This is a genomic window from Acidiphilium iwatense, from assembly GCF_021556475.1.
Classification (GTDB): Bacteria; Pseudomonadota; Alphaproteobacteria; order Acetobacterales; family Acetobacteraceae; genus Acidiphilium; species Acidiphilium iwatense.
Genome location: NZ_JAKGBZ010000012.1, coordinates 1 through 23,450 on the forward strand (window position 1 = coordinate 1; position 23,450 = coordinate 23,450).

21 protein-coding genes are annotated in these 23,450 nt (G+C 65.2%); 7 read left to right on the top strand and 14 right to left on the bottom strand.

From position 1 onward, the window contains the following. Positions 1-614 (bottom strand): IS110 family RNA-guided transposase (locus L2A60_RS07900; RefSeq protein ID WP_235703835.1); only part of this gene is annotated, 614 nt, incomplete at its 3' end. Here L2A60_RS07900 and L2A60_RS20870 point away from each other — a divergent pair. Beyond that, entirely contained in the window at positions 613-918 is a 306-nt protein-coding gene (locus L2A60_RS20870; RefSeq protein WP_407932530.1) for a hypothetical protein, read from the top strand. The two genes, L2A60_RS07900 and L2A60_RS20870, sit on opposite strands and share 2 nt — an antisense overlap. Before the next feature lie 281 nt (positions 919-1,199). On the opposite strand, the gene L2A60_RS07910 is transcribed toward L2A60_RS20870, so the two are convergent. Continuing rightward, positions 1,200-5,984 (bottom strand): NAD-glutamate dehydrogenase, encoded by a 4,785-nt coding sequence (locus L2A60_RS07910; protein WP_235703836.1) that lies wholly within the window; start codon positions 5,982-5,984, stop codon positions 1,200-1,202. 336 nt (positions 5,985-6,320) lie between these two features. Then, positions 6,321-7,994: a Na/Pi cotransporter family protein gene (locus L2A60_RS07915; RefSeq protein WP_235703837.1), complete on the bottom strand. Its 1,674-nt coding sequence runs from the start codon at positions 7,992-7,994 to the stop codon at positions 6,321-6,323. Between the two features lie 247 nt (positions 7,995-8,241). Here L2A60_RS07915 and L2A60_RS07920 point away from each other — a divergent pair, with 247 nt between their 5' ends. Both L2A60_RS07920 and L2A60_RS07925 read left to right on the top strand, forming a co-directional pair. Next, the gene (locus L2A60_RS07920) at positions 8,242-9,096 is read left to right on the top strand and encodes an EamA family transporter (RefSeq protein WP_235703838.1); all 855 of its coding nucleotides are present in this window, start codon (positions 8,242-8,244) and stop codon (positions 9,094-9,096) included. A 20-nt stretch (positions 9,097-9,116) separates the two neighbouring features. After that, a complete protein-coding gene (locus L2A60_RS07925; RefSeq protein WP_235703839.1) occupies positions 9,117-9,812 on the top strand; it encodes a cysteine hydrolase family protein in 696 nt (231 codons plus the stop codon). Between the two features lie 25 nt (positions 9,813-9,837). Here L2A60_RS07925 and L2A60_RS07930 read toward each other — a convergent pair whose 3' ends face one another. The 5 genes from L2A60_RS07930 to L2A60_RS07950 all read right to left on the bottom strand — a co-directional run bounded on the left by L2A60_RS07930 (position 9,838) and on the right by L2A60_RS07950 (position 14,791). Beyond that, positions 9,838-11,250, bottom strand: coding sequence for an APC family permease (locus tag L2A60_RS07930; protein WP_235703840.1), 1,413 nt, complete (start codon positions 11,248-11,250; stop codon positions 9,838-9,840). A 146-nt stretch (positions 11,251-11,396) separates the two neighbouring features. Continuing rightward, a complete protein-coding gene (locus L2A60_RS07935) occupies positions 11,397-12,221 on the bottom strand; it encodes an amidohydrolase family protein (protein WP_235703841.1) in 825 nt (274 codons plus the stop codon). A 4-nt stretch (positions 12,222-12,225) separates the two neighbouring features. Beyond that, the gene (locus L2A60_RS07940; protein ID WP_235703842.1) at positions 12,226-12,642 is read right to left on the bottom strand and encodes an RbsD/FucU family protein; all 417 of its coding nucleotides are present in this window, start codon (positions 12,640-12,642) and stop codon (positions 12,226-12,228) included. A gap of 101 nt (positions 12,643-12,743) precedes the next feature. Continuing rightward, complete coding sequence (locus L2A60_RS07945) at positions 12,744-13,508, bottom strand: SDR family oxidoreductase (protein ID WP_235703843.1); 765 nt, start codon at positions 13,506-13,508, stop codon at positions 12,744-12,746. Continuing rightward, positions 13,508-14,791 carry an L-fuconate dehydratase gene (locus L2A60_RS07950; RefSeq protein WP_235703844.1) on the bottom strand — a complete coding sequence of 428 codons (1,284 nt, stop codon included), beginning with the start codon at positions 14,789-14,791 and terminating at the stop codon, positions 13,508-13,510. Before L2A60_RS07950 ends, L2A60_RS07945 begins: the two co-directional genes overlap by 1 nt. 109 nt (positions 14,792-14,900) lie before the next feature. Here L2A60_RS07950 and L2A60_RS07955 point away from each other — a divergent pair, with 109 nt between their 5' ends. From L2A60_RS07955 to L2A60_RS07970, 4 genes are all read left to right on the top strand, one after another. Further along, complete coding sequence (locus L2A60_RS07955) at positions 14,901-15,656, top strand: FadR/GntR family transcriptional regulator (RefSeq protein ID WP_235703845.1); 756 nt, start codon at positions 14,901-14,903, stop codon at positions 15,654-15,656. A 175-nt stretch (positions 15,657-15,831) separates the two neighbouring features. Beyond that, positions 15,832-16,593 (top strand): ATP-binding cassette domain-containing protein, encoded by a 762-nt coding sequence (locus L2A60_RS07960; protein WP_235703846.1) that lies wholly within the window; start codon positions 15,832-15,834, stop codon positions 16,591-16,593. A gap of 14 nt (positions 16,594-16,607) precedes the next feature. Further along, positions 16,608-17,642: a substrate-binding domain-containing protein gene (locus L2A60_RS07965; protein WP_235703847.1), complete on the top strand. Its 1,035-nt coding sequence runs from the start codon at positions 16,608-16,610 to the stop codon at positions 17,640-17,642. A 17-nt stretch (positions 17,643-17,659) separates the two neighbouring features. Further along, on the top strand, positions 17,660-18,649 hold the full coding sequence (locus L2A60_RS07970) for an ABC transporter permease (RefSeq protein WP_235703848.1): 990 nt from the start codon (positions 17,660-17,662) through the stop codon (positions 18,647-18,649). Here L2A60_RS07970 and L2A60_RS07975 read toward each other — a convergent pair. From L2A60_RS07975 to L2A60_RS08000, 6 genes are all read right to left on the bottom strand, one after another. Further along, positions 18,646-19,227 (bottom strand): YihY/virulence factor BrkB family protein, encoded by a 582-nt coding sequence (locus L2A60_RS07975; RefSeq protein ID WP_235703849.1) that lies wholly within the window; start codon positions 19,225-19,227, stop codon positions 18,646-18,648. The two genes, L2A60_RS07970 and L2A60_RS07975, sit on opposite strands and share 4 nt — an antisense overlap. Positions 19,228-19,244: 17 nt before the next feature. Continuing rightward, on the bottom strand, positions 19,245-19,586 hold the full coding sequence (locus tag L2A60_RS07980) for a YhjD/YihY/BrkB family envelope integrity protein (protein ID WP_235703850.1): 342 nt from the start codon (positions 19,584-19,586) through the stop codon (positions 19,245-19,247). A gap of 225 nt (positions 19,587-19,811) precedes the next feature. Next, the gene (locus tag L2A60_RS07985) at positions 19,812-20,717 is read right to left on the bottom strand and encodes a ribokinase (RefSeq protein WP_235703851.1); all 906 of its coding nucleotides are present in this window, start codon (positions 20,715-20,717) and stop codon (positions 19,812-19,814) included. Beyond that, on the bottom strand, positions 20,714-21,709 hold the full coding sequence (locus L2A60_RS07990) for a LacI family DNA-binding transcriptional regulator (protein ID WP_235703852.1): 996 nt from the start codon (positions 21,707-21,709) through the stop codon (positions 20,714-20,716). Before L2A60_RS07990 ends, L2A60_RS07985 begins: the two co-directional genes overlap by 4 nt. Before the next feature lie 3 nt (positions 21,710-21,712). Next, the gene (locus tag L2A60_RS07995; RefSeq protein ID WP_235703853.1) at positions 21,713-22,462 is read right to left on the bottom strand and encodes an ATP-binding cassette domain-containing protein; all 750 of its coding nucleotides are present in this window, start codon (positions 22,460-22,462) and stop codon (positions 21,713-21,715) included. Further along, on the bottom strand, positions 22,459-23,436 hold the full coding sequence (locus L2A60_RS08000; protein ID WP_235703854.1) for an ABC transporter permease: 978 nt from the start codon (positions 23,434-23,436) through the stop codon (positions 22,459-22,461). The genes L2A60_RS07995 and L2A60_RS08000 overlap by 4 nt, the downstream gene beginning before the upstream one ends. Between the last annotated feature and the right edge of the window lie 14 nt (positions 23,437-23,450).

A 23,450-nucleotide genomic window follows, 5' to 3' on the forward strand; every position in this document is an offset into this window, starting at 1 on the left:
TGCCAGGCCATGATTTTAATCTCGATCGCTTTGATCTGCTGTTCTGCACTCTCGATCTGCGCGATGATCCCGTTCAAGGCGGCGTGCGCGAACGCCGGCAACGCGTCGCCGCAGGTTCGGAACATTTCGAACAACTGCGTCATGCCACCGGGTCCCTGGGAGGCGACCATGCCGAATTCGCCGAGATGGGCGCGCATCGCATTGGTCAGCATCACCTTCTGCCGCACCAACAACTCCCGTACCTTGTGCAAGGTCAGAACAGCCTGCTGCTCGGCCGTCTTGATCGGCACGAACCGCATCGTCGGTCGTGTCACCGCCTCGCAAATTGCCGCGGCGTCCGCCGCATCGGTCTTACCCCGTTTCACATAAGGCTTGACGTAGGCAGGCGGCATCATCTTCACCGTATGCCCCATGGCTACAAGCTCGCGCCCCCAGTAATGTGCCGAACTACACGCTTCCATGCCGATCAGGCAGGCCGGCAACTTGCTGAAGAACGGTCTCATGTCCGCTCGTCGCAACTGCCGGCGCACAATGACGCGCCCGTCCGCGGCAACCCCGTGAACCTGGAAGATGTTTTTCGCCAGATCCAGGCCAATCGTCACAATCCATTCCATGGATACACCCTCCTATGTTGACGGTTCGGCATCCTACCGCAGTTCGGCCGCAGCGAACGCCAGCGGTTGGGTGGGGGCGTTCCACACCATCAGAATTGGACGCGATTTTACAATTTACGCGGCGCGCAACAAGGCAACCCCGCTCGCCTCATGGATCAACCGGCTGCTTGCCACGAAGCCGGCTCGGGTCGTGGCGATTGCAGTCGCCAACAAGCTGGCGCGTATCGCCTGGACCTTGATCCACAGCGGCCAGAAATTCCTGGCTGCCAAGGCATGTGTACCAGTCACAGGCGCTGCGGCATAATTGCCCAGTAGGGCCGGCGGTCAAAAAAAGGGTACGCGTTTGGTGAGGGCTGCAATGTCGTGATGACAAATCGGTCGAGCCGAGGATCGGGAAAGTCCAGGAAAGCCAGGTGCCTCCAAGCACGTTCCGCTGGTTGGATCCGGTCCGCGAATCTCATCAGGGCCGCAGCCATGAGAGCCGCTTCATTCAAGGCCGAACACATGGCTGCACCCGACCAAATGTCATCCCGAAAGAAAGCTCTTGCCAAAACGGCGCCGTCCACACATGGTATAATGCTGCGTTCAGGCCGTGACGCCCCGCAGGGCGCGTACGGCCACGATCATCGCCGCGAGGTCGGGCAGCAGTGCGACTTCGTGCGCCAGCGCCACGGCAGTCTCGGCCGGCCGGCCGATCGTGATGCGCAGATCTGCGGGGACACAGCCTCTGGTCAGGGTCGCCTCGACCAGATGGCTTTGCAATTCGTTGAGCTCATCCGCAAGCGACGCGGTGGCGCGTGCCGCCCAGCCGCCGGTGTTGGGCACGGCGGCCAGCGAGCTGCGCAACGCATCGATCGCAAAACTCTCGCCGGTCCCGATCCAGGCCGTGCGGACCGTCTTGATCTTGCATTGATGCCGGTTCGCCAGCCGAACCACGATCGGCGCGACCAGCAGATCAGGCAACGCTTGGGTGAAACAGGCGAGTTCTGGAGGGATGCCCTGCTCGGTCATGATGCGTACCTCATCCGTCCGGCGTAGCCGGTCGTAGGCGGCTTCGGTAAGGGCGGCGAGACCGGGACGGAGGGCGGCCACCTCAGCACCGATCGCGCCGAGCGACGGGCCGGCGAGCAGGATTCGTGCGGTGGCTTCCTGCAACCGCCGCACCGCCTGCAACATGCCAAGCCGTAGGGCGGCCGGCACCGCCATGCCGAGGTCTTCGATCGTGCGGCAGCGTTCCGGCAGGTCGAACGCGGCGCGGGCGATCAGGGCCGCGAGCGCGATCGCCGGGGCATCCTGCCCGGATTCGGCACCGATCCGCCCGAACGCGGCCGCCCCCATCCGGTTGATCAATTCATTGGTGATCGCGGTGCCGATCAGTTCGCGTTTCAGCCGGTGGCGCTCGATATCGGCGCGGAACCGCGATTGCAGGGTCGCCGGAAAATATTCGACCAATGCGGCGTCGAGCGCCGGATCATCGACCAAAGGCGAGACATCGATCGCCGCACCGAGATAGAGCTTGGCATGGGCCATCAGCGTGCAGTGTTCGGGCCGCGTCAGCGCCTGGCCTGCGGCGGCACGCGCCGCCATGGTGGATGCATCCGGCAACCCGGCTACGGCACGATCAAGAATGCGCGCCGCTTCCAACCGAGTCATCAGCGCGTTCTGCGCCGGCAGATCGGCCGCTCCGCCCAGCGCGTCGAGCGAAATCGCCTGGGATTGCTGGTGATTGTCGCACAGCACCAGTGCGGCCACCTCATCGGTCATCGAGCCGAGCAGATCGACCCGCTGATGCGCGGTCAGGCCGCCCGATTCGATGGCGCCAGCCAGCAAAATCTTGATATTGACCTCGTGGTCCGAGGTCGAGACACCCGCCGAATTGTCCAGCGCGTCAGTATTGATCAGCACGCCGGCCTGCGCCGCCTCAATCCGCCCGGCCTGGGTCACCGCGAGATTGGCCCCTTCGCCGATCACCCGCGCGCCGATCTGCCGTCCATCGACCCTGATGGCGTCGTTGGCCCGGTCGCCCGCGTCGGCCTGGGTCTCGGTGGCCGCTTTCACATAGGTGCCGATGCCGCCGAAATAGAGCAGATCGACTCGCATTGTCAGGATCGCCCGCAACACCCGGTCGGGTTCTTGGGGCTCCGGCTCAAGTCCCAGCATGGAAGCTACCTGCGGCGTGAGGGGAATGGTCTTGGCCTGCCGCGGATAGACACCGCCGCCCGCGCTAATCCGGGCCGGATCGTAATCCGCCCAGGAAGAGCGTTTCAGCCCGAATAGCCGGCGGCGTTCCTCAAAGCTCGCCGCCGGATCGGGGTCGGGGTCGATGAACACGTGCCGATGGTCGAACGCGGCGAGCAGCTTGGTATGGTGGCTCACCAGCAGGCCGTTGCCGAACACGTCGCCCGACATGTCGCCCACGCCTGCGCAGGTGAAGTCCTGGCTCTGGATGTCGTGGCCCAGCTCGTCGAAATGCCGCGCGATGTTCACCCAGGCGCCGCGCGCGGTGATGCCCATCGCCTTGTGATCGTACCCGACCGAGCCGCCCGAGGCGAAGGCATCGCCAAGCCAGAACCCGCGCGCCACCGCGATTTCATTCGCGATATCGCTGAAGGTCGCAGTGCCCTTGTCGGCGGCAACTACCAGATACGGATCGTCACCATCGCGCCGCATGATCCGCGCGGGCGGCTCCACCTCACCGCCTTTCAGATTGTCGGTGATGTCGAGCATGGCATTGATCAGCAGCCGATAGCAGGCGATGCCTTCGGCCATGAACGCCTCGCGATCGGCATTCGCATCGCCGGTGGGCGGGGGCGGGCATTTCAGAACGAAGCCGCCCTTCGCCCCGACCGGCACGATGACGACGTTCTTGACCATCTGGGCTTTCATCAGACCGAGAATTTCGGTGCGGAAATCGTCGCGCCGGTCCGACCAGCGTATCCCGCCGCGCGCGATCATGCCGCCGCGCAGATGGCAGCCCTCCATCCGCGCGCCGTGTACCCATATCTCGACCATCGGGCGCGGCAGCGGCATGTCCCCGGCCTTGGCGCTGTCGATCTTGAGCGCGATGAGAGGGCTGGTCCGGTCGTAGAAATTGGTTCGCAGCACAGAGTCCAGCAGCAGGTAGAGCCGGCGCAGGATACGGTCTTCATCCGGGTTGGTGACATCGTCGAGCAGCCGGACCCAGCGGGCGGCCAGTTCGGCCTCGGCCGCCGAATCGCGCGGGCGGTCGGGATCGAAGCGGGTATGAAACAGCGTGATCAGCAGCCGCGCTGCCGCTGGGTGCGCGGCCAGCGCGCTTTCCACCGCGCCCTGGCTGAACGGGGCGCGGACCTGACGGCACCACTTGAACAAGGCGCGCAGCAGCCAGGTTTCGCGCCAGTCCAGCCCGGAGCGCAGGATCAGGCGGTTGAACCCGTCGATCTCGCAGCGCTGGTCCGATTCCGCCTCGATCGCGTCGAGAACCGCGCCACCGCGCCCGGCCAGATTGAACGGCGCGCCATCGGCGGTTTCCAGGGTCAGGCGTTGCAGCATCACCACGCCGCCGCGCGCGACCAAGCGGTAAGGCACCTCCTCGATCACGCGCAGCCCGAGGGTTTCGATCAGTGGTACGATATCCGAAAGCGGCACTGGTTCGTCGGCCCGGAACAGCTTTAGAACCACCCGATGCTCCGGCACCCCGAACGGCCGCGACAGCGCAAGCCGGAACCGGCCAGCCGCACGGGCCGCCGCGGCGGTTTCGATATCCTGCACCGCGATGGTTGCCGGCGTGACGGCGGCATAATCGTCGGGAAACGCGCTGCCCCAATCGGCAAGGGTTGCGGCAGCGTTCACGCCGCCCTGTTCCATGGTGAGCGCTTCGCGGAGCCGTTCCCGAAAGCTCCGCGCCGCCTCGGTCATGGCCGCTTCGAGGGCGGCGACATCGAGCGCCCGCGCCCGCGCCGGTTCGGCCGCGATGATGAAATGCACTCGTGCGAGCGGTCCGTCGCCCATTGAAATCGCGTATCCGGCGAGTTCGCCCGCGGTGGCGCGATTGATCATGGCAGCAAGGTTGAGCCGGAGCGTGGTATCGAACCGGTCGCGCGGGACGAACACGATCGCGGAAAGATGCCGCCCGAACGGATCGCGCCGCACGAACAGGGCCAGTTCCGGGCGCACCTGCAGGCCCATCACCCGCATGGCGGCGGTGAGGATTTCTCCGGGCATGCCCTGGAACAAATCATCCCGCGGCCAGGTATCGAGAATATGGCGCAGGGCGCGGCCATCATGCCCGGCCGGATCGACGCCGGACGCATGGAGAATGCGATCGACCTTGTCGCGCAGCATGGGGATGCTTCGTGGGTTGCGGTTATAGGAATCCGCAACGAACAGACCGGCAAACAACGTTAGCCCGATCGGCGCGCCCTCTGCACTGTGGCGTTTGACCACGACGACATCGTAGAGTTGCGCTCGATGGACGCGGCTGCGGCTGTCGGCCTTCGCCACCGCAATATGATCGAACCGGCCCAGCGCCTCGTGCGCGATCACGCGCCAGGTTTCAGCGTCGCGCAGGACATCGAACACGATGTTGGCATGGTCGCGCAGCACACCCAGCGACGGGGCCACCCCGGCCCGGCTGGCGGCTTCCGGCGAAAGGATGCTCAGGTCCGGCCCCATGCGGACATCGCGAATGCCGAGAAGGATGAAATTGTCCTGGCCGATCCAGTTCAGAAAATCGCGTTCAGAACCCTCGGGCATCGTTTCGATCGTCGCGTGCAGGGCCGTGCGCATGGGCTCGGTATCGGCCACAGCGGCCGACAAATCGGCCATCGCCAGCCTGAGGCTTCCAGCGATCGCGTCGATCCGCGCGGCATCGGCCTCCGGGCCGAAGGCGATCTGGATCATCGATTCAGGTTTGCCGGTGCCAATCGCCTGCAAAAGCCCGGCCCCGTCGCGGGTGACGGGCAACACGGGATGAATCAGGGCATGAACCGGCTGCTCGAAGGACTGGAGCACTGCGAGTGCGGACTCGACGAGAAAGGGCTTGTCGTCGTTGATCAGTTCCAGCACGGCATTCGCGTTGCCCCAGCCGGCCCCACTGCCACGCGGGTTAAACACCCGCAGACTATTGGTGCCGGGCTTGCGTTCCTGCGCAAAGGACCATAGCGAAAGCGACGCAGCGGCGATGTCCTCCACCGAGCGAGTCGCGAGATCGGTGGTTGCCATACCTGCCGTATATTGCAACAGAAAACGGCACGCCGCATCGCCCGCCGATCCCTGAAGGCTGCGCCGGATCGCGCCCGCGATCTGGCCGATCAGCGCATCGCGCCCCGGGCGTTGGCCGCCGATCTCGCTGTCACCTTGTATGCGGTCCGCTTGGGTCTTGATGGTCATGGTGGCGTGCCTCGTCCTATGTCGGCAAATATCCGGGATACCGGTACTTCGCTGTGGCGTCTGCGTATCTATCAGGTCTGGGTGACAGCGCAGAGCCATCACAGGATCGTTATGTGATCGATCAGTAATCCGGTAACGACACGGCGACGATGGTGCTCGGTTGTTGTTCCATGATCGGTGAACTGAACCATGCTGACCTTCCCTGCCGGCAGAACGCCCGCCTGATGTATTTAGAGCCATATGGCGTTTGACGGAATCGCGGAGCGATCCGGCAAAGCCATGAAATTGCTCGCCAAACAAAGAGATTGAGTGTGATGAGCCTAAACTCATCATACCCTAATCTTCCTCCATCCCGTCCTGGCGCAACCTGCTCGGCAGCAGCTCGCCCTTGCCCTCAAGCACGGGGTATGCCGCCGCCGCGACAAGGTGGGCGTTCACCCGCTTGAGGTCGCGCAGCGTGTCGAGATACAGCGAGCTGGTCTCGGCCATATCGACCCGCCCGGCCCGCAACCATTCGAAATGCACGGACGTGGCGTGAGCCTCGATATCCCGGAACGCCTCCTTCTCGGCGGCGAGCAGGCGGGCCGCGCGCGCATCCTCGGTCACGAACAAAGCCGCCGCCGTCCGCACGTTCGCGATCAATCGATCGATGACGCCGAGCAATTCGGCCTGACCCTCCCGTGGGAGAACCAGGCCGCGCTTGATCTTCTTGGCCGCGAGCCCGAGCAGGTTCCGGTCCACCACATCCCCGGCGTGTTCCATGTTCAGGGCGAAGGTCAGGATTTCCGCCACCCGGCGATGATCGGCCTCGGCCATCGCCTCCGGGTCGAGCCCGGTAAGATAGGTCTTGATCGCGGTGTTGAGCGTGTCGAGCACGTTGTCGAGGTGCCTGGTCTCGGCGAGCTGCCGGCGATCGCCGCGCTCGAAAACGTCCCTGAGCCCGACCAGCATGGATTCCAGCACGTCCGCGAGCCGCAGCGCCTCGCGCGCCGCCCCGCCGAGTGCCACGACCGGCGTCTCGCGCGCCAGAGGATCGAGATACATCACCCGCGACGGATCGGCCGGATCGACCCGCGCCGGCAGCAGGCGCCGCAGCAGGACAGCATAGGGCGTCAGCAGCGGGAAGGACACCGCCGCCAGCACCAGATTGAACAGGGTGTGGAAATCGGCCACCGCGCGTGCGCCGTTCGGCTCGATCGCCGCCATCAGCCGCCCGATATACGGCAGCAGAGCCAGCGCGACCGCGACGCCGATCACCCGGTTGAGCAGATTGCCGATCGGCAGCCGCCTGGCCGCCCTGTCGTCGCCGGCGCCGCTCTCCAGCACCGGGTTGAACGCGGTGCCCAGATTGGCACCCAGAACCAGCGCGAAAGCGGCGTCCGGTGGCACGGTGCCGTTCGCCGCGAAGGACATGATCAGCAGAACGACGGCAACCGAAGAATGCGCGGCCCAGGTGAAAATCGCGGCAAGAACGACGTCCAGAACCGGCTGGGCCGCGACCGCGCCGAGCAGAAGACGCAGGAAGGGCACGTTCTCATAGGGGGCGAGCACGCCCACGAACTGGTGCAGGGCCATCAGCACGAGACCAAGGCCGATCAGCACCCGGCCGAAGTCGCGCGGGCCCGCCGTCGCGCGGCGGAACAGCAGAACCCCGGCCAGGATCAGCGCCGGGGCGATCGCCGCCACGTCGAACGAAAGAACCTGCACGATCAGCGTGGTGCCGACATTGGCCCCCAGCATGACCGCGAGCGCCGGCACCAGGTCCACCAGCCCCTCCGCGACAAAGCCGGTCACCATCAGGCCGGTCGCGGTGCTGCTCTGCATGATGGCGGTGATGCCCATGCCGGCCAGAAAGGCGGTGAGCCGATTGCGCAGCGCGCCGCCGAGAAAGCCACGCAACCGGGCGCCGAACGCCCGCTGCACGCCGGTCTGCACCATGCGCACGCCCCAGAGCAGCAGCGCGACCGCCCCCGCGAGATCGAGAAATGTCAGCGTTACCGTCACTCGCATCCCCCCCCCCCCCGCCGGGCAGTTCCGCAGCATTCAGTTCGATATGAGCCAATTTCGCAGCGGTCCAATGCGCCGGCAGCAGGCCAGCCCGCTTCACCCCAGGCCTGGATATGGCATCCATTTATGACAATTATGACAACACAAAAACGGGCTTCTGCCATGAAAAGAGGAGACGGATGGCGAAAATCTCTGGCATGATGGAATTGCGAACCCCTCTTTTGGCAGAGTCCGGCATCGGCTCCTGCCGGTGACGCCGTCTCTCACCGCGGGCCCCGTCGTCTTCGCCGCACTGCTCGCAGCAGCGGCGATGCATGCCGGCTGGAACGCTTTCCTCAAGGTGCGCCTCGAACCCATCCTGGCGATGACCCTGATCACCGCGGGCGCCGGCCTGATCGGCCTGCCGTTCATGCTGATCCTCGGCCCCCCGAAGGCGGCGGCCTGGCCATGGCTGCTCGGTTCGATTGCACTTCATCTCGGCTACAATCTGGCGCTGACCGAAGCTTACCGGCGCGGGGAGATGAGCCAGATTTACCCGATCGCGCGGGGCGGCGTGCCCCTGCTGACCGCCTTGGCCTCGTTTGCCCTGGTCGCCGAGCCGATCGGTGCACAGGCGACAATTGGCGTGGTGGTGCTCGGCCTGGGCGTGATCCTGCTGTCGCTGAGCGGACGATGGAATGTCGCGACCAATCGTGGCGCTATCGGCTTCGCGCTGCTCACCGCGCTGATCATTTCCTTCTATACCTTGACGGATGGAATCGGCGCGCGCGCCGCCGGAAATCCCAGCGCCTACGCCGCCACTTTGTTCGTCCTCGACGGATTGCCGCTGCCGATCATCGTCCTCTGGCGCCACGGCGCGTCCTCGTTCATGAAACTGCTGCGCCACACGCGCCAGGGGCTGGCGGGTGGTGCGATGTCGCTCGCCTCCTACTGGATCGCGATCTGGGCGATGACGGTGGCGCCGATCGCGGTCGTCGCCGCCTTGCGCGGCACCAGCGTGCTGTTTTCGGTCGCGATCGCCACTTTCGTCCTGAAAGAGCGGTTCCGGCCGGTCCGCTGCGTCGCCGCACTGCTCGTCATGGGCGGCATCCTGCTCATCCGCTAACCCGTTCAGGGAAGAACCCGATGTCCAACTGGAAAACCGCTTTCCGTTCGCTCTACTACCAGAACGCCCCGGAGCCGCCGGACCCGGCGCTCGGGCGCGACAAGGTCGCGCTGCTCGTCATCGACGTGCAGAACACCTATCTCGAACGCCCGGACATCGCGACGCTGCACGGCAGGGATCTCGACGCCTATCACGCGTGGGACGGATTTCACACGCGCATGCACGGCCTGGTCCTACCGACCATCGCGCGCCTCCTCGCGCGGTTCCGCGCCGGCGGGCTGGAGGTGCTCTTCGCCCGGATCGCCTGCCAGACCCTTGACGGGCGCGATCGCTCGCTCAGCCAGAAAATGCCGGGATGGAACAATCTCCTGCTGCCGCGCGACAGCGACGCCGCGCGGATCGTTCCGGCGATCGCGCCTGTGGGCGACGAGATCGTGGTCACCAAAACCACCGATTCCGCGCTGACCGGCACGAATCTGCGCCTCATCCTGCATAATCTCGGAGTCAGCCAGGTCATCTGCACCGGTATTTTCACCGACCAATGCGTTTCCTCGACGGTCCGCAGCCTCGCCGATGAGAGCTTCGAGGTCATCGTCATCGAGGACGCCTGTGCCGCCGCGAGCGACGACCTTCACCGGAAGGAACTCGAGATCATCAACATGATCTACTGCCACGTCATGAGCGCCGACGAGCTTCTGGGCTATCTGCCCGCGTAGCTCCGGTTGGTTCCGGTGCCGTTCTTCACGGCAGGTTTTCCGGGACCGCCGAAGGCGCGTAACCCACCCCGCGGCGGCCGAGATAGAGGCCGTAATAGATAAGCCCGGCCACGAAAATCGCCACGACGGTCAGGATATCCTGATAGGTCTGCTCATAGAGCGTCACCGCCGAACCGATCAGGGCGATGAGCGGCGGGACCGGCCAGAACGGCATTCTGAACGGCGTCGCCTCGCCACGGGAGCGGACGCGATGGACGATCGCCGAAATCGCGACCAGCGCATACAGCACGACGAGCAGAACCGACGTGAAGGTAACGACGCTGACCAGGGTGAACTGATAGGCGAGGATGGTGGCGCAGATGCCGACCAAAAGCGTTGCAACCCACGGTGAATGAAAACGCCGGCTCACTTTGCCCAACGCCCGGTTGACCGGCATCGGCCACGCCTGATCGCGGGCGCTGGCCCAGACGATTCGGGAAAACTGCAGCGTGATCGCGAGCGTCGCGTTGACGATCGCGGCGATCGCGCCGACGAGCACGAGGCTCGCGATCAGGGTCCCGAAAACCTGCTCGATCACCCAGGTCAGCGGCGTCTGCGACGCAAGATAGGCCTTGAGATCGGGCGCGCCGAAAACGCTGGCCACGAACGGGATGATTTCGAAAACCACCCCGACCGAGCAGGCGATGATGACGGCACGGCCGATATTGGCTGCCGGCCCCTTGGTCTCCTCGGAAAAATTGATGGCGCTGTCATAGCCGTTGACCGAAAACAAGGCAGCCGCCAGGGCGGCCAGGATCGCGTCGACCGTCACCGGATGCAGTGCGCCGGAAGCCGTCGCGGTCTGGCCGACCAGCAGGACCGGGTGCAGCAGAATGCCGATCGGCTGGGTGACATGGATCAGGCCGCCGACGGTCATGAAGGTCAGCACGCCGATTTCGATGACGAGGAAGACGCTGACGAAAATCGCATTGGCGGTGATGCGGGCGATCGCGAGCAGGGTGATCAGCGCCATGGCGATTGCTGAGGATATGTTTTCGGGAATCGCGGCGTCGAGCGCATGAAGATAGGTGCCGATCCCGATCGCGATGCTGGCCGGCAAAAAGATCGCCTGACCGATATAGTCGAGCAGGGCGAGGAAGCCGATCGGCCGGCCCAGAACTTTGGTGACGATCGAATACAACCCCCCGGCAACCGGGAAGACCGAGCCGAGTTCGCCCATGCACAGCGCGATATTGATCGCGACGAATCCCGCGAGCAGATAGGCGATAACGGCGCCCGAGCCGGCCGTGCTCAACACCACCGGCGCGATGACGAGCAGCGACGCCATCGGCGTGATGTCCGACAGCACCAGGGCTATGTTCTCGATGAGATTCAGGCCTCGGGCCAGTTCCTGAGGATACCCTGATTTTCCAGGATTGCTCCGGTTCGTTTCGAACATGTCCGGCTCCAAATCAACCTCCTCGGCCTTTGCAGAGCTGCGCGATAATCGGAATCAGTTCTTGAGCGTAGCATTTTCTGCGGCATCGTTCACCAGAAATAATCGGCGGCGCATCGCGGCAGAGACGGCCGCGCTATCGCGGAAAATCAGTCGCCAAGCCCATAGAACCGCACGGCATTGCCGCCGAATACCAAAGCCTCGGCCTCGGGCAGTTCCTGCCGGACCAGCGCTTGCGCCGCCGCACGCCATGCCCCGTAATCGCCCGCGAGGGTGAGCACCGGCCAGTCGCTGCCCCAGATCAGCCGGTCCGGGCCGAAGGCGCGGATCGCGTGACGCGCATAGGGCGCGATAGCGTCCAGCCTGGCATCGCCCGCCGCCTCGGTGACCAGCCCGGAGAGTTTGCACGCTATCCTTGTCTCGCCGGCCACGGCACCGATCGCGTCGGCCCAGGAAGCAAAGGCACCGTCCGCGATGTCGGGTTTCGCGCAATGGTCGATCGCCATGGCAAGACCGGGATGGCGCCGCGCCAGCGCCACGCAATGCGGCAGATGCGCCGGCCGGATCAGCAGGTCGAGCGCGAGCCCAGCCTTCACCATCGCATCCAGCCCGCGCGCCACGTCGCCGCGCAAAATCCAGCCGGGATCGGCGATGTCCTGGAGCATCGGTCGCAATCCCCTGAGCAGGGGATCGCGGGCCAGTGCGGCGATCCGCTTGGGCGCATCCCCTGCCGCGAGGTCGGTCCAACCGACGACGCCGCGCACGAATCCATCCGAGTTTCTTGCAATCTCCAGGAGAAAATGCGTTTCCGCCTCGGTGGGTGCCGCCTGCACCAGCACCACGCCTTCGATTCCCGTGGCTACCTCACGCGCATCGGCGAGATCGTAATCGCGATGGATCGGCAAATCCGGCGTCAGCCAGCCATAATCGCCGCGCGCCACAAGCCAGAGATGCATATGCGCGTCGATGCGCATCACGTCATGCCCGGATCACGCCTTTCGTGACGATGACATTGGCATAAAGCCGCCGGTCACCGGTCTGCACGATCGCGAACGCCTCGCGCGTCAGGCGGTAGAACTCATGGCGCTCGACGCTGCCCATTCCCGCCTCGCCCGCGATCATGCGAAATTCGGCCACCGCCGGGGGCACCGCGTCCGGGTCGCCCACCACCTGCATCGTGGTCAGCGGGTGGGCGATGAAATCGTCCACCGGCAGCACGCTCAGAATCGCGCGCAGCATGGCGCTGGCGTCGCAGCCCGGCAGCACCACCAGCCGGCGGGTGTTCGCGGTCGCCGGAAAATTCGCATCGACAATCGCAATGGCGTCACCATGCCCCATGGCGCGCAGCGCATGAAGCAGATCGGCGGTGAGCAGCGGATCGATCCCTAACAGCATTCAGTCATTCCCCTCATTTAGCGGTGATCGTCTGGGTCGATCACCTCTACTCTGATTTTGGCGAGCAAGTTGGCAGATTTTGATTGAACGCAATGGTTCAATCAAAATCTACCTTGCTCTAATGCCCGGTCGAGATGGACATAGCCGCCATCGACGACATGCCATTGCCCGGTACTATGCGATGCGGCGTCCGACAACAGAAACACCGCGCTCGCCGCGATCTCCTCGGGCCGGGTCATCCGCGCGCCGAGCGGAATCCGCCTGACGATCGCGTCGCGCCGCGCGGCGGGATCGGGAAAACCGGCCAGCCACGCCCGGTACATCGGCGTATCGACCTCGGCCGGCACGACCGCGTTCACCCTGATGCCATCGCCGGCGAGTTCCGCCGCCCATTCCCGCGTCAGCGCCAGTTGGCCGCCTTTCGCCGCCGCATAGCCGCTGGTGCGCCCCTGCCCGGTCAGCGCCACTTTCGAGGCGATATTCACCACGGCACCGCGCGAAGCGCGCAGATGCGGCAGACAGAAATGCATCATCGTGTAGTAATGCACCAGATTGCGTTCCAGCGATGCGCGGAACGCACCCACCCCGGCATCCAGCCCGGCGCCGTCATTCACGCCGGCGTTATTCACCAGCCCGTCAATCCTGCCGTGCCGCGCCACCACGCGCCGCACCGCCTCGCCGCAGGCATCAACATCGGTTAGATCGACGGCGCAAAAATCAATGCTGCCCGGCGCATCTTCCGGCGGCGCGCGGTCAAAAACCACCGGCACCGCACCTTCGCCAATCAGCACGCGCGTGATCGCCTCGCCGATCCCGGCGGAACCGCCGGTCACGATCACCACCCGGCCCGACAACCCGAGTTCCATCACACTCCCCCGTCGAACCGATAATCGCGCAGGGATTGGGGCTTCATCGCGATCGAATAGCCCGGCGCCTCGGGCGGCATGTAAGCGGCGTCGCTGATCACGCAGGGATCGATGAAATGCTCGTGCAGATGATCGACATATTCGATCACCCGATCCGCCATCGTCCCCGAGATCGCCAGATAGTCGATCATCGAGATATGCTGCACATATTCGCACAACCCGACGCCGCCGGCATGGGGCCATACCGGCAATTCGTGCTTCGCCGCCATCAGCAGCACCGCCAGCACCTCGTTCAGCCCACCCAGCCGGCAGGCATCGACCTGCACCACGTCGATCGCACCGCGCATGATGAACTGCTTGAACATCACCCTGTTCTGGCACATCTCGCCGGTCGCGACCTTGACCGGCGCCACCGCCGCGCGGATCGCCCGATGCCCCTCCACGTCGTCCGGGCAGGTCGGCTCCTCGATGAACCACGGATCGGCGAAAGTCAGGCGCTTCACCCAGTCGATCGCCTGGCCGACCTCCCAGACCTGATTGGCGTCGATCATGAACCGGCAATCCGCCCCGGCGATCTCGCGCGCGATCGTCAGCCGGCGGATATCGTCGTCGATATTCTGCCCAACCTTGAACTTGAGATAGCGGAACCCCGACGCCATCGCCTCGCCGATCAGCCGGCGCAGCTTTTCATCGTCGTAACCGAGCCATCCCACCGAGGTGGTATAGCAGGGATAACCGCCCGCCAGCAGCGTGCGCAGCCGCTCAGCCTTGCCGCGCGCGGCATCGCGCAGAAAATCGAGCGCATCTTCCGGCGTGACGCAGTCGGTGATGTAGCGAAAATCGATCGCCCGGACGATCTCCTCCGGGCTCATCTCGCCAACCAGCCGCCACACCGGCTTGCCCTCAGCCTTCGCCCATAAATCCCACACCGCGTTGACGATGGCGGCGGTGGCGAGATGGAGCGCGCCCTTGTCCGGCCCGATCCAGCGCAATTGCGAATCGCCGGTCAGATGCCGCCAGAACCGCGCCGGATTTTCCCTGATCCAGTCGAGTTCCAGCCCCACCGCGCGCGGCACCAGCGCGCGGATCGCGGCAACGCAAATCTCGGTGCCGCGTCCGATCGTGAAGGTCAGACCATGGCCGGCAAGCCCGTCCTGGTCGGTGCGCAGGATCACATAAGCGGCGGAATAATCCGGGTCCGGGTTCATCGCGTCCGACCCGTCGCGCTGGCGCGAGGTCGGGAACCGCAAATCATAGGTCTCGAATCCCGTGATACGGGTCATCGGAAGCGTCCCCTCATCTGGTCACTGGATCAATGGCCGGACCAATGCTAAGCAACCAGTATCAAGCCATTTTGCGTCACGCAAGCCAGCCAGGAGGGCGAAACCAGGAATGGCACTGGAACCGATCCGCAATCGCCGGATCTACAGCCAGATCGCGGATCAGATTCGCGACCTGATCGCGAGCGGCGTCTATAGGCCGGGCAGCTACCTGCCGCCGGAGCGCGATCTAGCCACCTCCCTGGGTGTCAGCCGGTCCTCGGTGCGCGAGGCGCTGATCGCGCTCGAAGTGCTCGGCCTCGTCGATGTCAGGGTGGGTGACGGGGTTCTGGTCCGCGCGATCCCGCCCGCCGAGGCGCAAGGCGATTCGCTGATGCGCCGGGTGATGCGCCTCACCCGTCCCGGCCCCGATCCCGAATTGCCGGTCGCGCTCGATCTCGATGTCGAAATCCCGCCTTTCGCGCTGCTCCAGGCGCGCCGCCTGGTCGAACCCGAGGCCGCCGCCCTTGCCGCACGGCGCGCCACCTCGGCCGATATTGCGGCGATCGAAGCCGCCTTCGCCCAGAATGTCGCCGATAATCGCGCGCGCTCCACCACCCATCCCGGCGATCGGATGTTCCATATCCGCATTGCCCAGGCCAGCGGCAACGCTGCGTTCGAGCAGTTCATGATCGTGCTGCTCGGTCACGCCTATGGCGGCATGTTCCGCCGGCTGCAATCGCTTTACACAACCGCCGAGATGATCGCGAATTCAGAATCCCAGCACGCTGCCATCCTCGACTCGATCCGCGCCGGATCGGAGGCCGGCGCGCGCGACGCGATGATCGTCCATCTCGACATGGTGATCGATGTTTTTCTCCGCGAATAATGCTATCGGTTTAGCTTGTCATGCCTGTCGTTTATTGGTAATTGAACCCAGCGAATGGTCCGGCCTTTAGGCCAATTAGTCCGGTGCCGGAGGAAACAAAGATGAGGCGGCTTGTCCAAACGACCGCGCAGATTACTTTGCTCCTTGGCCGCCTTCAAACGCCGGACTCGCGCGCATGACCATCCCTGCCCTCGAAGTCGCCGGCATCGACAAGCATTTCGGTGCGGTCGAGGTGCTGCGCGGCGTATCGATGCAGGTCGCTCCCGGCGAGGTGCTCGGCGTAGTCGGCGACAACGGCGCCGGCAAATCGACGCTGATGAAAGTGATTTCCGGCGTCCATCGGGCCGATGCCGGCACGATCCGGCTGGCCGGTGCCGAAGTCGCCTTCCGCACGCCGCGCGATGCGCGCAACGCCGGCATCGAGACGATCTATCAGGATCTCGCCTTGGCCGATCATCTCGATGTCGGCGCGAACATCTTTCTCGGCCGCGAGCCGGTGCGCCGCCTCGCCGGCCTGATTCCGATGCTTGACGAGGCGAAAATCCACGGCGAGGTCGCATCCCTCCTCGCCCGCATCGAAAGCCACATCCCCGATCCGTCGGCGCGGGTGCTCGACCTGTCCGGCGGGCAGCGCCAGGCGGTGGCGATCGCACGCGCCATCTACTGGAAGGCGAAAATCGTCATCATGGACGAACCCACCGCGGCGCTCGCGGTGATGGAGACCGAAAACGTCCTGAAAATGGCGCGGCAACTGGCGAGCGAGGGAATCGGCGTCTTGTTCATCGGTCATAACCTGGTCGAGATCCTGAAAGTCTGCGACCGGGTGATGGTCATGTATCGCGGTCGCGCGGTGTTCGACGCGCGATCGAACCAGACCTCGCAGACCGAACTGATCCGCTACATGACCGGCTATGCCGATGCGGAAACCAACAACTGAAAAGGGAGAGACTCATGCTAACGACACGTTTGATGCTTGCCGGTCTCGGCGCCGCGGCGCTGACCGCCGGCGCGGCACTCACCGCGCCCCAGGCCGATGCCGCGACACCGAGCGCCACCGTCGCCGCGCTGGCGACGCCGGCCAAACCCGCGAAGCATTATCATTTCGAGTTGATCACCAAATCCAACGCATCGCCCTACTGGCTCGCGGTGCGCGACGGCGCCGACGCGGCGGCGAAGAAATTCGGCGTCACGGTGAATTTCGAAGCGCCCGCCAGCGGCCTTGACCTCGCCGGCCAGATCGCGATGGTCAATAACGCGGTGACCGCCGGCACCGACGGCATCATCCTCGCCGCGCAGAACCCGCAGGCGCTGCTCAAGCCGGTCAAATCCGCCCTCGCCCATCGCATCCCGGTGGTGACGGTGGATTCCGGCCTGTCGCCCAACATCGCCGATTGCTTCCTCGCCACCTCGAATGTCGGCGCCGCCTCGGCACTCGCGAAATATACCGCCGAACACCTGATGAACCGCAAGGGCCAATATGCGATCGTCGATTTCAACCACACCGCCTCCACCGGCATCGCGCGGCCCAAGGGATTCATGCTCGGGATGAAATCCTATTCCGCCATCAAGCGGATGGGGCCGATCCAGTATTCGCAGAACAGCGTCAGCAAGGGGCTGCGCATCGCGACCACCATGCTGACCCAATATCCGCATCTCGACGTGATTTTCGGCGCCAACGACCGTGCCGCTCTCGGCCCGGCCGAGGCGGTGCAGCGCGCCCACGCGAAGGTGAAGGTCGTCGGGTTCGATGCCGATCTCGGCGAGATCGCCTATGTCAAATCGGGAATCATCCAGGCGTCGATCCTGCAATCGCCCTACGACATGGGCTATTACGCGGTCGTCGCGATGCTCGACAAGCTCGCCGGAAAAACCCTGCCGAAGCGCATCAATACGCCGTACTTTCTGCTGACTCCGAAAAATCTGAGCAGCGCGAAAGCGACGGCGGCGATCCGCCAATACGCGCCAAACTATAAGCCGGGCAGCTGACCGGAGCAAAGCGGACGATGGATCAGCAAACCCAGCCCCTCATCCAGGTCGAGACGATTCCGCGCGGCCGGGCGCTGCTTCGCTTCGTCCGCCAGCTCGCCTTCGCGCTGATCAGCATCGCGGTCCTGGTCGTCGTCTTCGGCTTCCTCAATCCGCGCTTCCTCAGCCCGGTCAACTGGTTCCATATCGCCCAGCAGGTCGCGGTAATCGCCATCCTCGCGATCGCCCAGACCTTTATCATCGCGACGGCGGGGATCGACATCTCGCAAGGCTCCGTCGTCGCCTTATCCTCGATGATCTGCGCCATCGTGATCGTCGATACCCATCTCGGCATCGTTCTAGGCATTCTACTCACCCTGCTGCTCGGCGCGCTGGTGGGCGCGATCATCGGCGGTTCGGTCGTCGTGCTCGGCGTGCCGCCCTTCATCGCGACGCTGGGGATGCTGGCGATCGCGCTCGGCGCCGCCCTGCTCACCACCAACGGCACGCCGGTCTTCGGCCTGCCGGAAAGCTTCCAGAACATCGCGCAGGGCACCATCGCGGGATTTCCCAATATGGGCTGGATCGCGATCGTGCTCGCGCTGATCTCGGCGTTCGTTCTCAATAAAACCCGGTTCGGCCGCTACACCCTGGCGATCGGCAGCAACCCCGAAGCGGCGCGCCGGGTCGGCATCAACGTGCCGCGCCATCTGATGCTGATCTACATCCTCGGCGGCGTCATCTCGTCGCTCGCGGGTATCGTCTATCTCGCCTACACCGCCGCCGCGCAGCCGACATCGGGGGCCAATTACGAACTCTACGCCATCGCCGCGGTGGTAATCGGCGGCGGCTCGCTGTTCGGCGGCGTCGGCACCATCCTGGGCAGCGTGCTCGGTGCTTTGCTCATGACCATCCTGAAGAACGGCACCCAGCTCGCCGGCATTTCCTCCTATGTCGAACAGGTCATCCTTGGCATCGTCGTGATCGGCGCGGTCTATATCGACAATCTGCGTCGCCGCCTGCGTTAGCGAGCAACCGTGCCGGCATCCCCCGCCCCCCGTTGGCCCATCGGTAACGGGACGCCAACCACGGTATCCTGCCGCGCTTTCCGCTCGGATTCGCCGTTGATCTCGGCCCCGAACAGCACAACGAACGCCGACAACCACATCCAGGTCAGCAGAATCCCCAGCGCACCCAATACGCCGTAGGTCGTGTTGTAACTGTCGAAGTGATAAACATAGACGGTGAACAGGACCGAACCGATAATCCACAAAATCGTGGCCGCGATCGTGCCGGACGAAGTCCATTTCCATTCCGGTTCGTCCCCGTCCGGCCCGTAGCGGTAGATCAGCGCCAGCATTCCGATGACGAACACGATCAGAATCGGCCATTCGACGACCAGACCGATCCAGCGCGCCGGACCGAGCGCACCCGCTCCGTTCAGCATCACAGGCAGGCCTGCGACGAGCGCCAGGGCGATCAACCCGCCGACGATAACCACGACGGCCAGCAGCAGGGCGGTTGCGTTGAACCAGATGAATCCCCGTCGCTCCGGCTGATCGTAGGCGATGCCGAGCGCCGTCATCATGCCGCTCATCCCGCGCATGCTGCTCCAGAGCGCGATCACGATGCCAACAACCGCACCAAAGCCCAGGCTCCCGCGCGGCGCGGTGACGAATTGGTGCGGTTGTTGGCGATCAGTGTCGAGGTCGAGGGCGGAAGCACGCCGGACAGCGACTGCACGATTTTCGTCACCTCCGCCGGGTTTCCGACCAGACCATAGACCGAAATAAGCGCGGCCAGAGCGGGGAACAGCGCCAGCAGCACGTAATAGGTCACCCCGCCCGCAACGAGCGACAGGTTCTTCTTGCCGGTTTCCTTCCAGGCCCGGCCCAGGATATCCATCCAACCGCGCACCGGGATCTGCCACGGCGCATCCGCTTCGTGCCCGCGGTCTCGCCGCATCCTGTTCAACTCCCTTCGATGAAGGCCACCATAGTGCAATGCGGCTTCGCGCCGGATGGACATACCCATAAATCTTGGTTCATCGGGTGGCCGTCGAGTGGTTTCAGGTCGAGGAACCGGCTGCAACCCCAATCACATTCGATTTTTTCCCCCAATCGGGGTCATTGCCAGGCTCTCGCCGCCAAAGGCCGCTGGGGCACGATCCTGTTGGATGTGCGTCTGCGATTATCCCGTCGCGCTGCGCAACGCCTCGATCGCATCGCGGCGGGGCAGCGAGGGCTGCGCGCCCGATATCGTCGCCGCCAGCGCGCCCGCGGCGTTGCCATCGGCGACCGCCTCACCCACCGAAACACCCCGTTCGATCGCCGCGGCAAAAGCACCGGCGAAAGCATCGCCGCAAGCGGTGGTATCCACCACATCAATCCGGTGTCCCGGCACACGCCCTTGCTCGCCGCCCGCGCACCAGACGGCGCCGGCAGCGCCCAGTGTGATCACCGCCCCCCGCCGCCCTTCGGCAAGTCGGCGCGCCGCATCGGAAGAATTGCCCTCGGAGACCGCAATGCCCAGCAACTCCGCCGCCTCGGTCTCGTTGACCAGCACGATGTCGGCGACAGCGAGCAGCCGCGCGCGCGTCCCGGCATCGAGCCCCGCGATCGGCGAGACGTTCAAAATCACCACCCCGCCGACGGCGCGCACCCGCATCGCGGCGGCAAGAACGGTCTCGACCGGGATTTCGAGCTGCATCAGAAGCACCGAACCGGACGGCACATCGCCGACCAGATCGGCCGGCGCAAAACCATGATTGGCACCCGGCACCACGATGATCCGGTTCTGCCCGCCCGCCTCAACGATGACGAACGCAACCCCGGTCGGCGCCGCGACCCGTCTTGTCGTGCCGAGATCGATTCTCTCGGCAACAAGCGCCGCGACAAGCTGGTCTCCATAGGCGTCGTCGCCGATGCAGCCGGCGAAACCGACCTCGGCTCCGGCCCGCCGCGCGGCCACCGCCTGGTTGGCACCCTTGCCGCCCGGATAGAGCGCATAATCGCGGCCGATAATCGTCTCGCCAGCATCCGGCGCGCGGGATGTGCGCACCACGATATCCATGTTGGCGCTGCCGGCGACGATCATGCCGCCCGCGCCGTATGTTGCCTCGTGGTCCCACGTTCGACGACTTCGACCGGCAGCAGATGATGCTGCGCTGGTCCGTCCCGCCCGGCGATGCGGTCCAGCAAAGCTGCCACCGCACGGTCACCGAGTTCGGCCACCGGCTGGCGGATCGTGGTCAGCGGCGGCTCGGTCAGCGCCGCCCAGGGAATGTCGTCGAACCCGATCAGCGACACCGCGCCCGGCACCGCGCAGCCAAGGCCGCGCAGCACCCGAAGCGCCCCGATCGCGACGACGTCGTTGGCCGCCACGACGACATCGATCCGCGGATCGGCAAGCACGGCGGCGGCAGACTCCGGCAGGTCCAATGTGAACATCACCTCCTGCCGCCAGACGATTTCGAGTCCTTCGGCATGATCGAGAAATCCAGCGCACCGGCTCTGCGCGCTGGGCGAGGTTGCCGGGCCGGCCAGCAGCCCGATCCGCCGATGGCCGAGCCTTTGCACCAACGCCGCCACCGCCGCGCCTCCGGCATAGTGATCGGCGCTGATACTGTCATAGGCGATCAGCGCCGGGCTCGGCCGGTCGAGCACCACGGCCGGGCGCGTGGGCAGGCGCGTCGGTGCGATGCCGCCGGGAATCCAGATGATCCCGTCGGCGCGTTCCTCCAACGCAGCCAGCGCCTCGGCTTCCTCGGCCGGATCGGCGCGGCTGCTCGCGAACACGATCGCATGGCCGCGCGCCCAGGCGCTTTCGGTCACCGCCTGCGCCAGCAACGGGAAAAACGGATTGGCGAGATCGGGCAGCAGCAGCCCGATCGCATGGTGCCGCCCGGTGCGCAGCGCGCGCGCCGAAGGGCTCATGCGATAATCGAGCGCCGCCAGCGCGCGTTCCACCTTCGCCCTGGTTGCGGCGGCGACCGGCTTGGTGTCGTTCAGCACGAAGGAGACGGTCGCGGTCGAAACGCCGGCGCGTTCGGCAACGTCCCGCAAGGTCGGCCCACGCGATTTCGTCATTCCCTAACCCTCGGCGCCGGCGATCGCCGCGACAATCCGGGTCCGATCGACCTCCCTGGTGCGCCACCGGGCGATGGTGCGGCCCCTTCGCATCACCCACACACTGTCGGAAATCCGCATCACCTGCTCCAGATCGTGGCTGATCACGAGCTGCGCCACACCCTCGCCGCGCAGCCGGCCGATCAGCGCCTCCACCGCTCCGCGCTCGCGCACGCCCAGCGCCGCCGTCGGCTCGTCCATGATGACCAGTGCGGAACCCCAGCTCGCCGCACGGCCGATCGCGATCGACTGCCGCTGCCCACCGGACAGCCGCCGCACCTTGGCGCGCACCGGCGGCATGTTGACCAGCAGCCGTTCCAGCTTCGCCTCGGTCTCCGCGATCATCCGCCGCCGGTCGAGCCAGCGGAACGGCCCGATTCCGTGCTCGACCTCGCGGTTGAGATACATGTTCTGCCAGACCGTCAAATCCTCGACCAGCGCAAGGTCCTGGTACACCGTCTCGATACCCAGTGCCCGCGCCTCGGTCGGCGATGCGAAGCCGATCGGCGCGCCCTTGAACGCGATCGCGCCGCCATCCGGCGGATAAACCCCGGTAATGCAGCGAATCAGCGTCGACTTGCCCGCTCCGTTATCGCCCACCAGAGCCGTCACCTCGCCGGCTGGGCAGATCAGTTCGGCGCCGACCAGCGCATCCACCGCGCCGAAGGATTTGCGCAGGCCGCGAACCTCCAGAACCGGCATCGCCTCGCTCATCGCTGCAACCTGCTGAGCACCGCCGCCGCGATCACCACGATCCCCACCGCCATCGGCTGATAGAATTCGGAAACCTGCAGCAGGGTAAATCCGTTCAACAGCGTGGTCAGCACCAGCGCGCCGGCCACCGTGCCCAGCACCGCCGCGCGCCCGCCGAACAGGCTGCTGCCGCCCAGCACCACCGAGGCGATCGAGCTGAGCAACTGCGAAGTCTGCAGCGACGGATCGGAACCACCGGTGCGCGCGACCAGCAAGATCGCCGCAAGCCCCACCAACGCGCCGTTGATCACATACACCGCGATCCGCATCCGATCGACCGGAATCCCCATGTTGCGCGCGGCATCCCGGTTGCCGCCGGTCGCCAGAACATGGGTGCCGAACGCGGTGCGGGTGAACAGAAAATGCGCGGCGAGCGCGATGACGATCGCAATCAGGTAGAAATACCGGATCGGCCCGATCGAACCCAACGCGAGCGCCTGCAGGAACGGGCTGCTGACGCTGAACGACTGGCCGTCGCTAACGATCAGCGCCACACCGTTCATCACGCCCAGCATCCCCAGCGTCGCGATGAAATCGTTCACCCGCAGCTTGGCGATGATCAACCCATTGACCACGCCGACGATCATCCCCGCGGCGATCGCCGCAACGATTGCCGCCGGAATCCCGAACCCACCGGTATAGACCAGGCCGAACACCACCGCCGCCCAGGGCAGATTGGCGGCGATCGACAGATCGATCCCGGCGGTCACGATCGCGAATTGCTGCGCCGTCGCCAGCACCACCAGAATCGAGGCCGAAACCAGCAGATCGCTGATATTGCCCCATGTCAGGAAGAACGGCGTCAGCAGAGAAAACGCGACGCCGATCACCAGCAGCCCGATCACCGCCGCGTTATCGCCCCAGAATCCCGGATCGCGCAGCACGGCTTCTATTCCTGCCGGCACCCGCGATGCCGCGGCCCCGGCGGGCATCATGTCTTTCGGCACGG

What these genes read in the sequence shown, in the direction of transcription:
- L2A60_RS07950 (WP_235703844.1), bottom strand. Translation starts at nt 14,791, where the DNA reads ATGACCCGTATCACGGGATTCGAGACCTATGATTTGCGGTTCCCGACC.
- L2A60_RS07925 (WP_235703839.1), top strand. Translation starts at nt 9,117, where the DNA reads ATGTCCAACTGGAAAACCGCTTTCCGTTCGCTCTACTACCAGAACGCC.
- L2A60_RS20870 (WP_407932530.1), top strand. Translation starts at nt 613, where the DNA reads ATGGATACACCCTCCTATGTTGACGGTTCGGCATCCTACCGCAGTTCG.
- L2A60_RS07940 (WP_235703842.1), bottom strand. Translation starts at nt 12,642, where the DNA reads ATGCTGTTAGGGATCGATCCGCTGCTCACCGCCGATCTGCTTCATGCG.
- L2A60_RS07975 (WP_235703849.1), bottom strand. Translation starts at nt 19,227, where the DNA reads ATGCGCGGGATGAGCGGCATGATGACGGCGCTCGGCATCGCCTACGAT.
- L2A60_RS07965 (WP_235703847.1), top strand. Translation starts at nt 16,608, where the DNA reads ATGCTAACGACACGTTTGATGCTTGCCGGTCTCGGCGCCGCGGCGCTG.
- L2A60_RS07985 (WP_235703851.1), bottom strand. Translation starts at nt 20,717, where the DNA reads ATGATCGTCGCCGGCAGCGCCAACATGGATATCGTGGTGCGCACATCC.
- L2A60_RS07935 (WP_235703841.1), bottom strand. Translation starts at nt 12,221, where the DNA reads ATGCGCATCGACGCGCATATGCATCTCTGGCTTGTGGCGCGCGGCGAT.
- L2A60_RS07960 (WP_235703846.1), top strand. Translation starts at nt 15,832, where the DNA reads ATGACCATCCCTGCCCTCGAAGTCGCCGGCATCGACAAGCATTTCGGT.
- L2A60_RS07930 (WP_235703840.1), bottom strand. Translation starts at nt 11,250, where the DNA reads ATGTTCGAAACGAACCGGAGCAATCCTGGAAAATCAGGGTATCCTCAG.
- L2A60_RS07910 (WP_235703836.1), bottom strand. Translation starts at nt 5,984, where the DNA reads ATGACCATCAAGACCCAAGCGGACCGCATACAAGGTGACAGCGAGATC.
- L2A60_RS07970 (WP_235703848.1), top strand. Translation starts at nt 17,660, where the DNA reads ATGGATCAGCAAACCCAGCCCCTCATCCAGGTCGAGACGATTCCGCGC.
- L2A60_RS07995 (WP_235703853.1), bottom strand. Translation starts at nt 22,462, where the DNA reads ATGAGCGAGGCGATGCCGGTTCTGGAGGTTCGCGGCCTGCGCAAATCC.
- L2A60_RS07980 (WP_235703850.1), bottom strand. Translation starts at nt 19,586, where the DNA reads ATGCGGCGAGACCGCGGGCACGAAGCGGATGCGCCGTGGCAGATCCCG.
- L2A60_RS08000 (WP_235703854.1), bottom strand. Translation starts at nt 23,436, where the DNA reads ATGATGCCCGCCGGGGCCGCGGCATCGCGGGTGCCGGCAGGAATAGAA.
- L2A60_RS07945 (WP_235703843.1), bottom strand. Translation starts at nt 13,508, where the DNA reads ATGGAACTCGGGTTGTCGGGCCGGGTGGTGATCGTGACCGGCGGTTCC.
- L2A60_RS07955 (WP_235703845.1), top strand. Translation starts at nt 14,901, where the DNA reads ATGGCACTGGAACCGATCCGCAATCGCCGGATCTACAGCCAGATCGCG.
- L2A60_RS07915 (WP_235703837.1), bottom strand. Translation starts at nt 7,994, where the DNA reads ATGCGAGTGACGGTAACGCTGACATTTCTCGATCTCGCGGGGGCGGTC.
- L2A60_RS07990 (WP_235703852.1), bottom strand. Translation starts at nt 21,709, where the DNA reads ATGACGAAATCGCGTGGGCCGACCTTGCGGGACGTTGCCGAACGCGCC.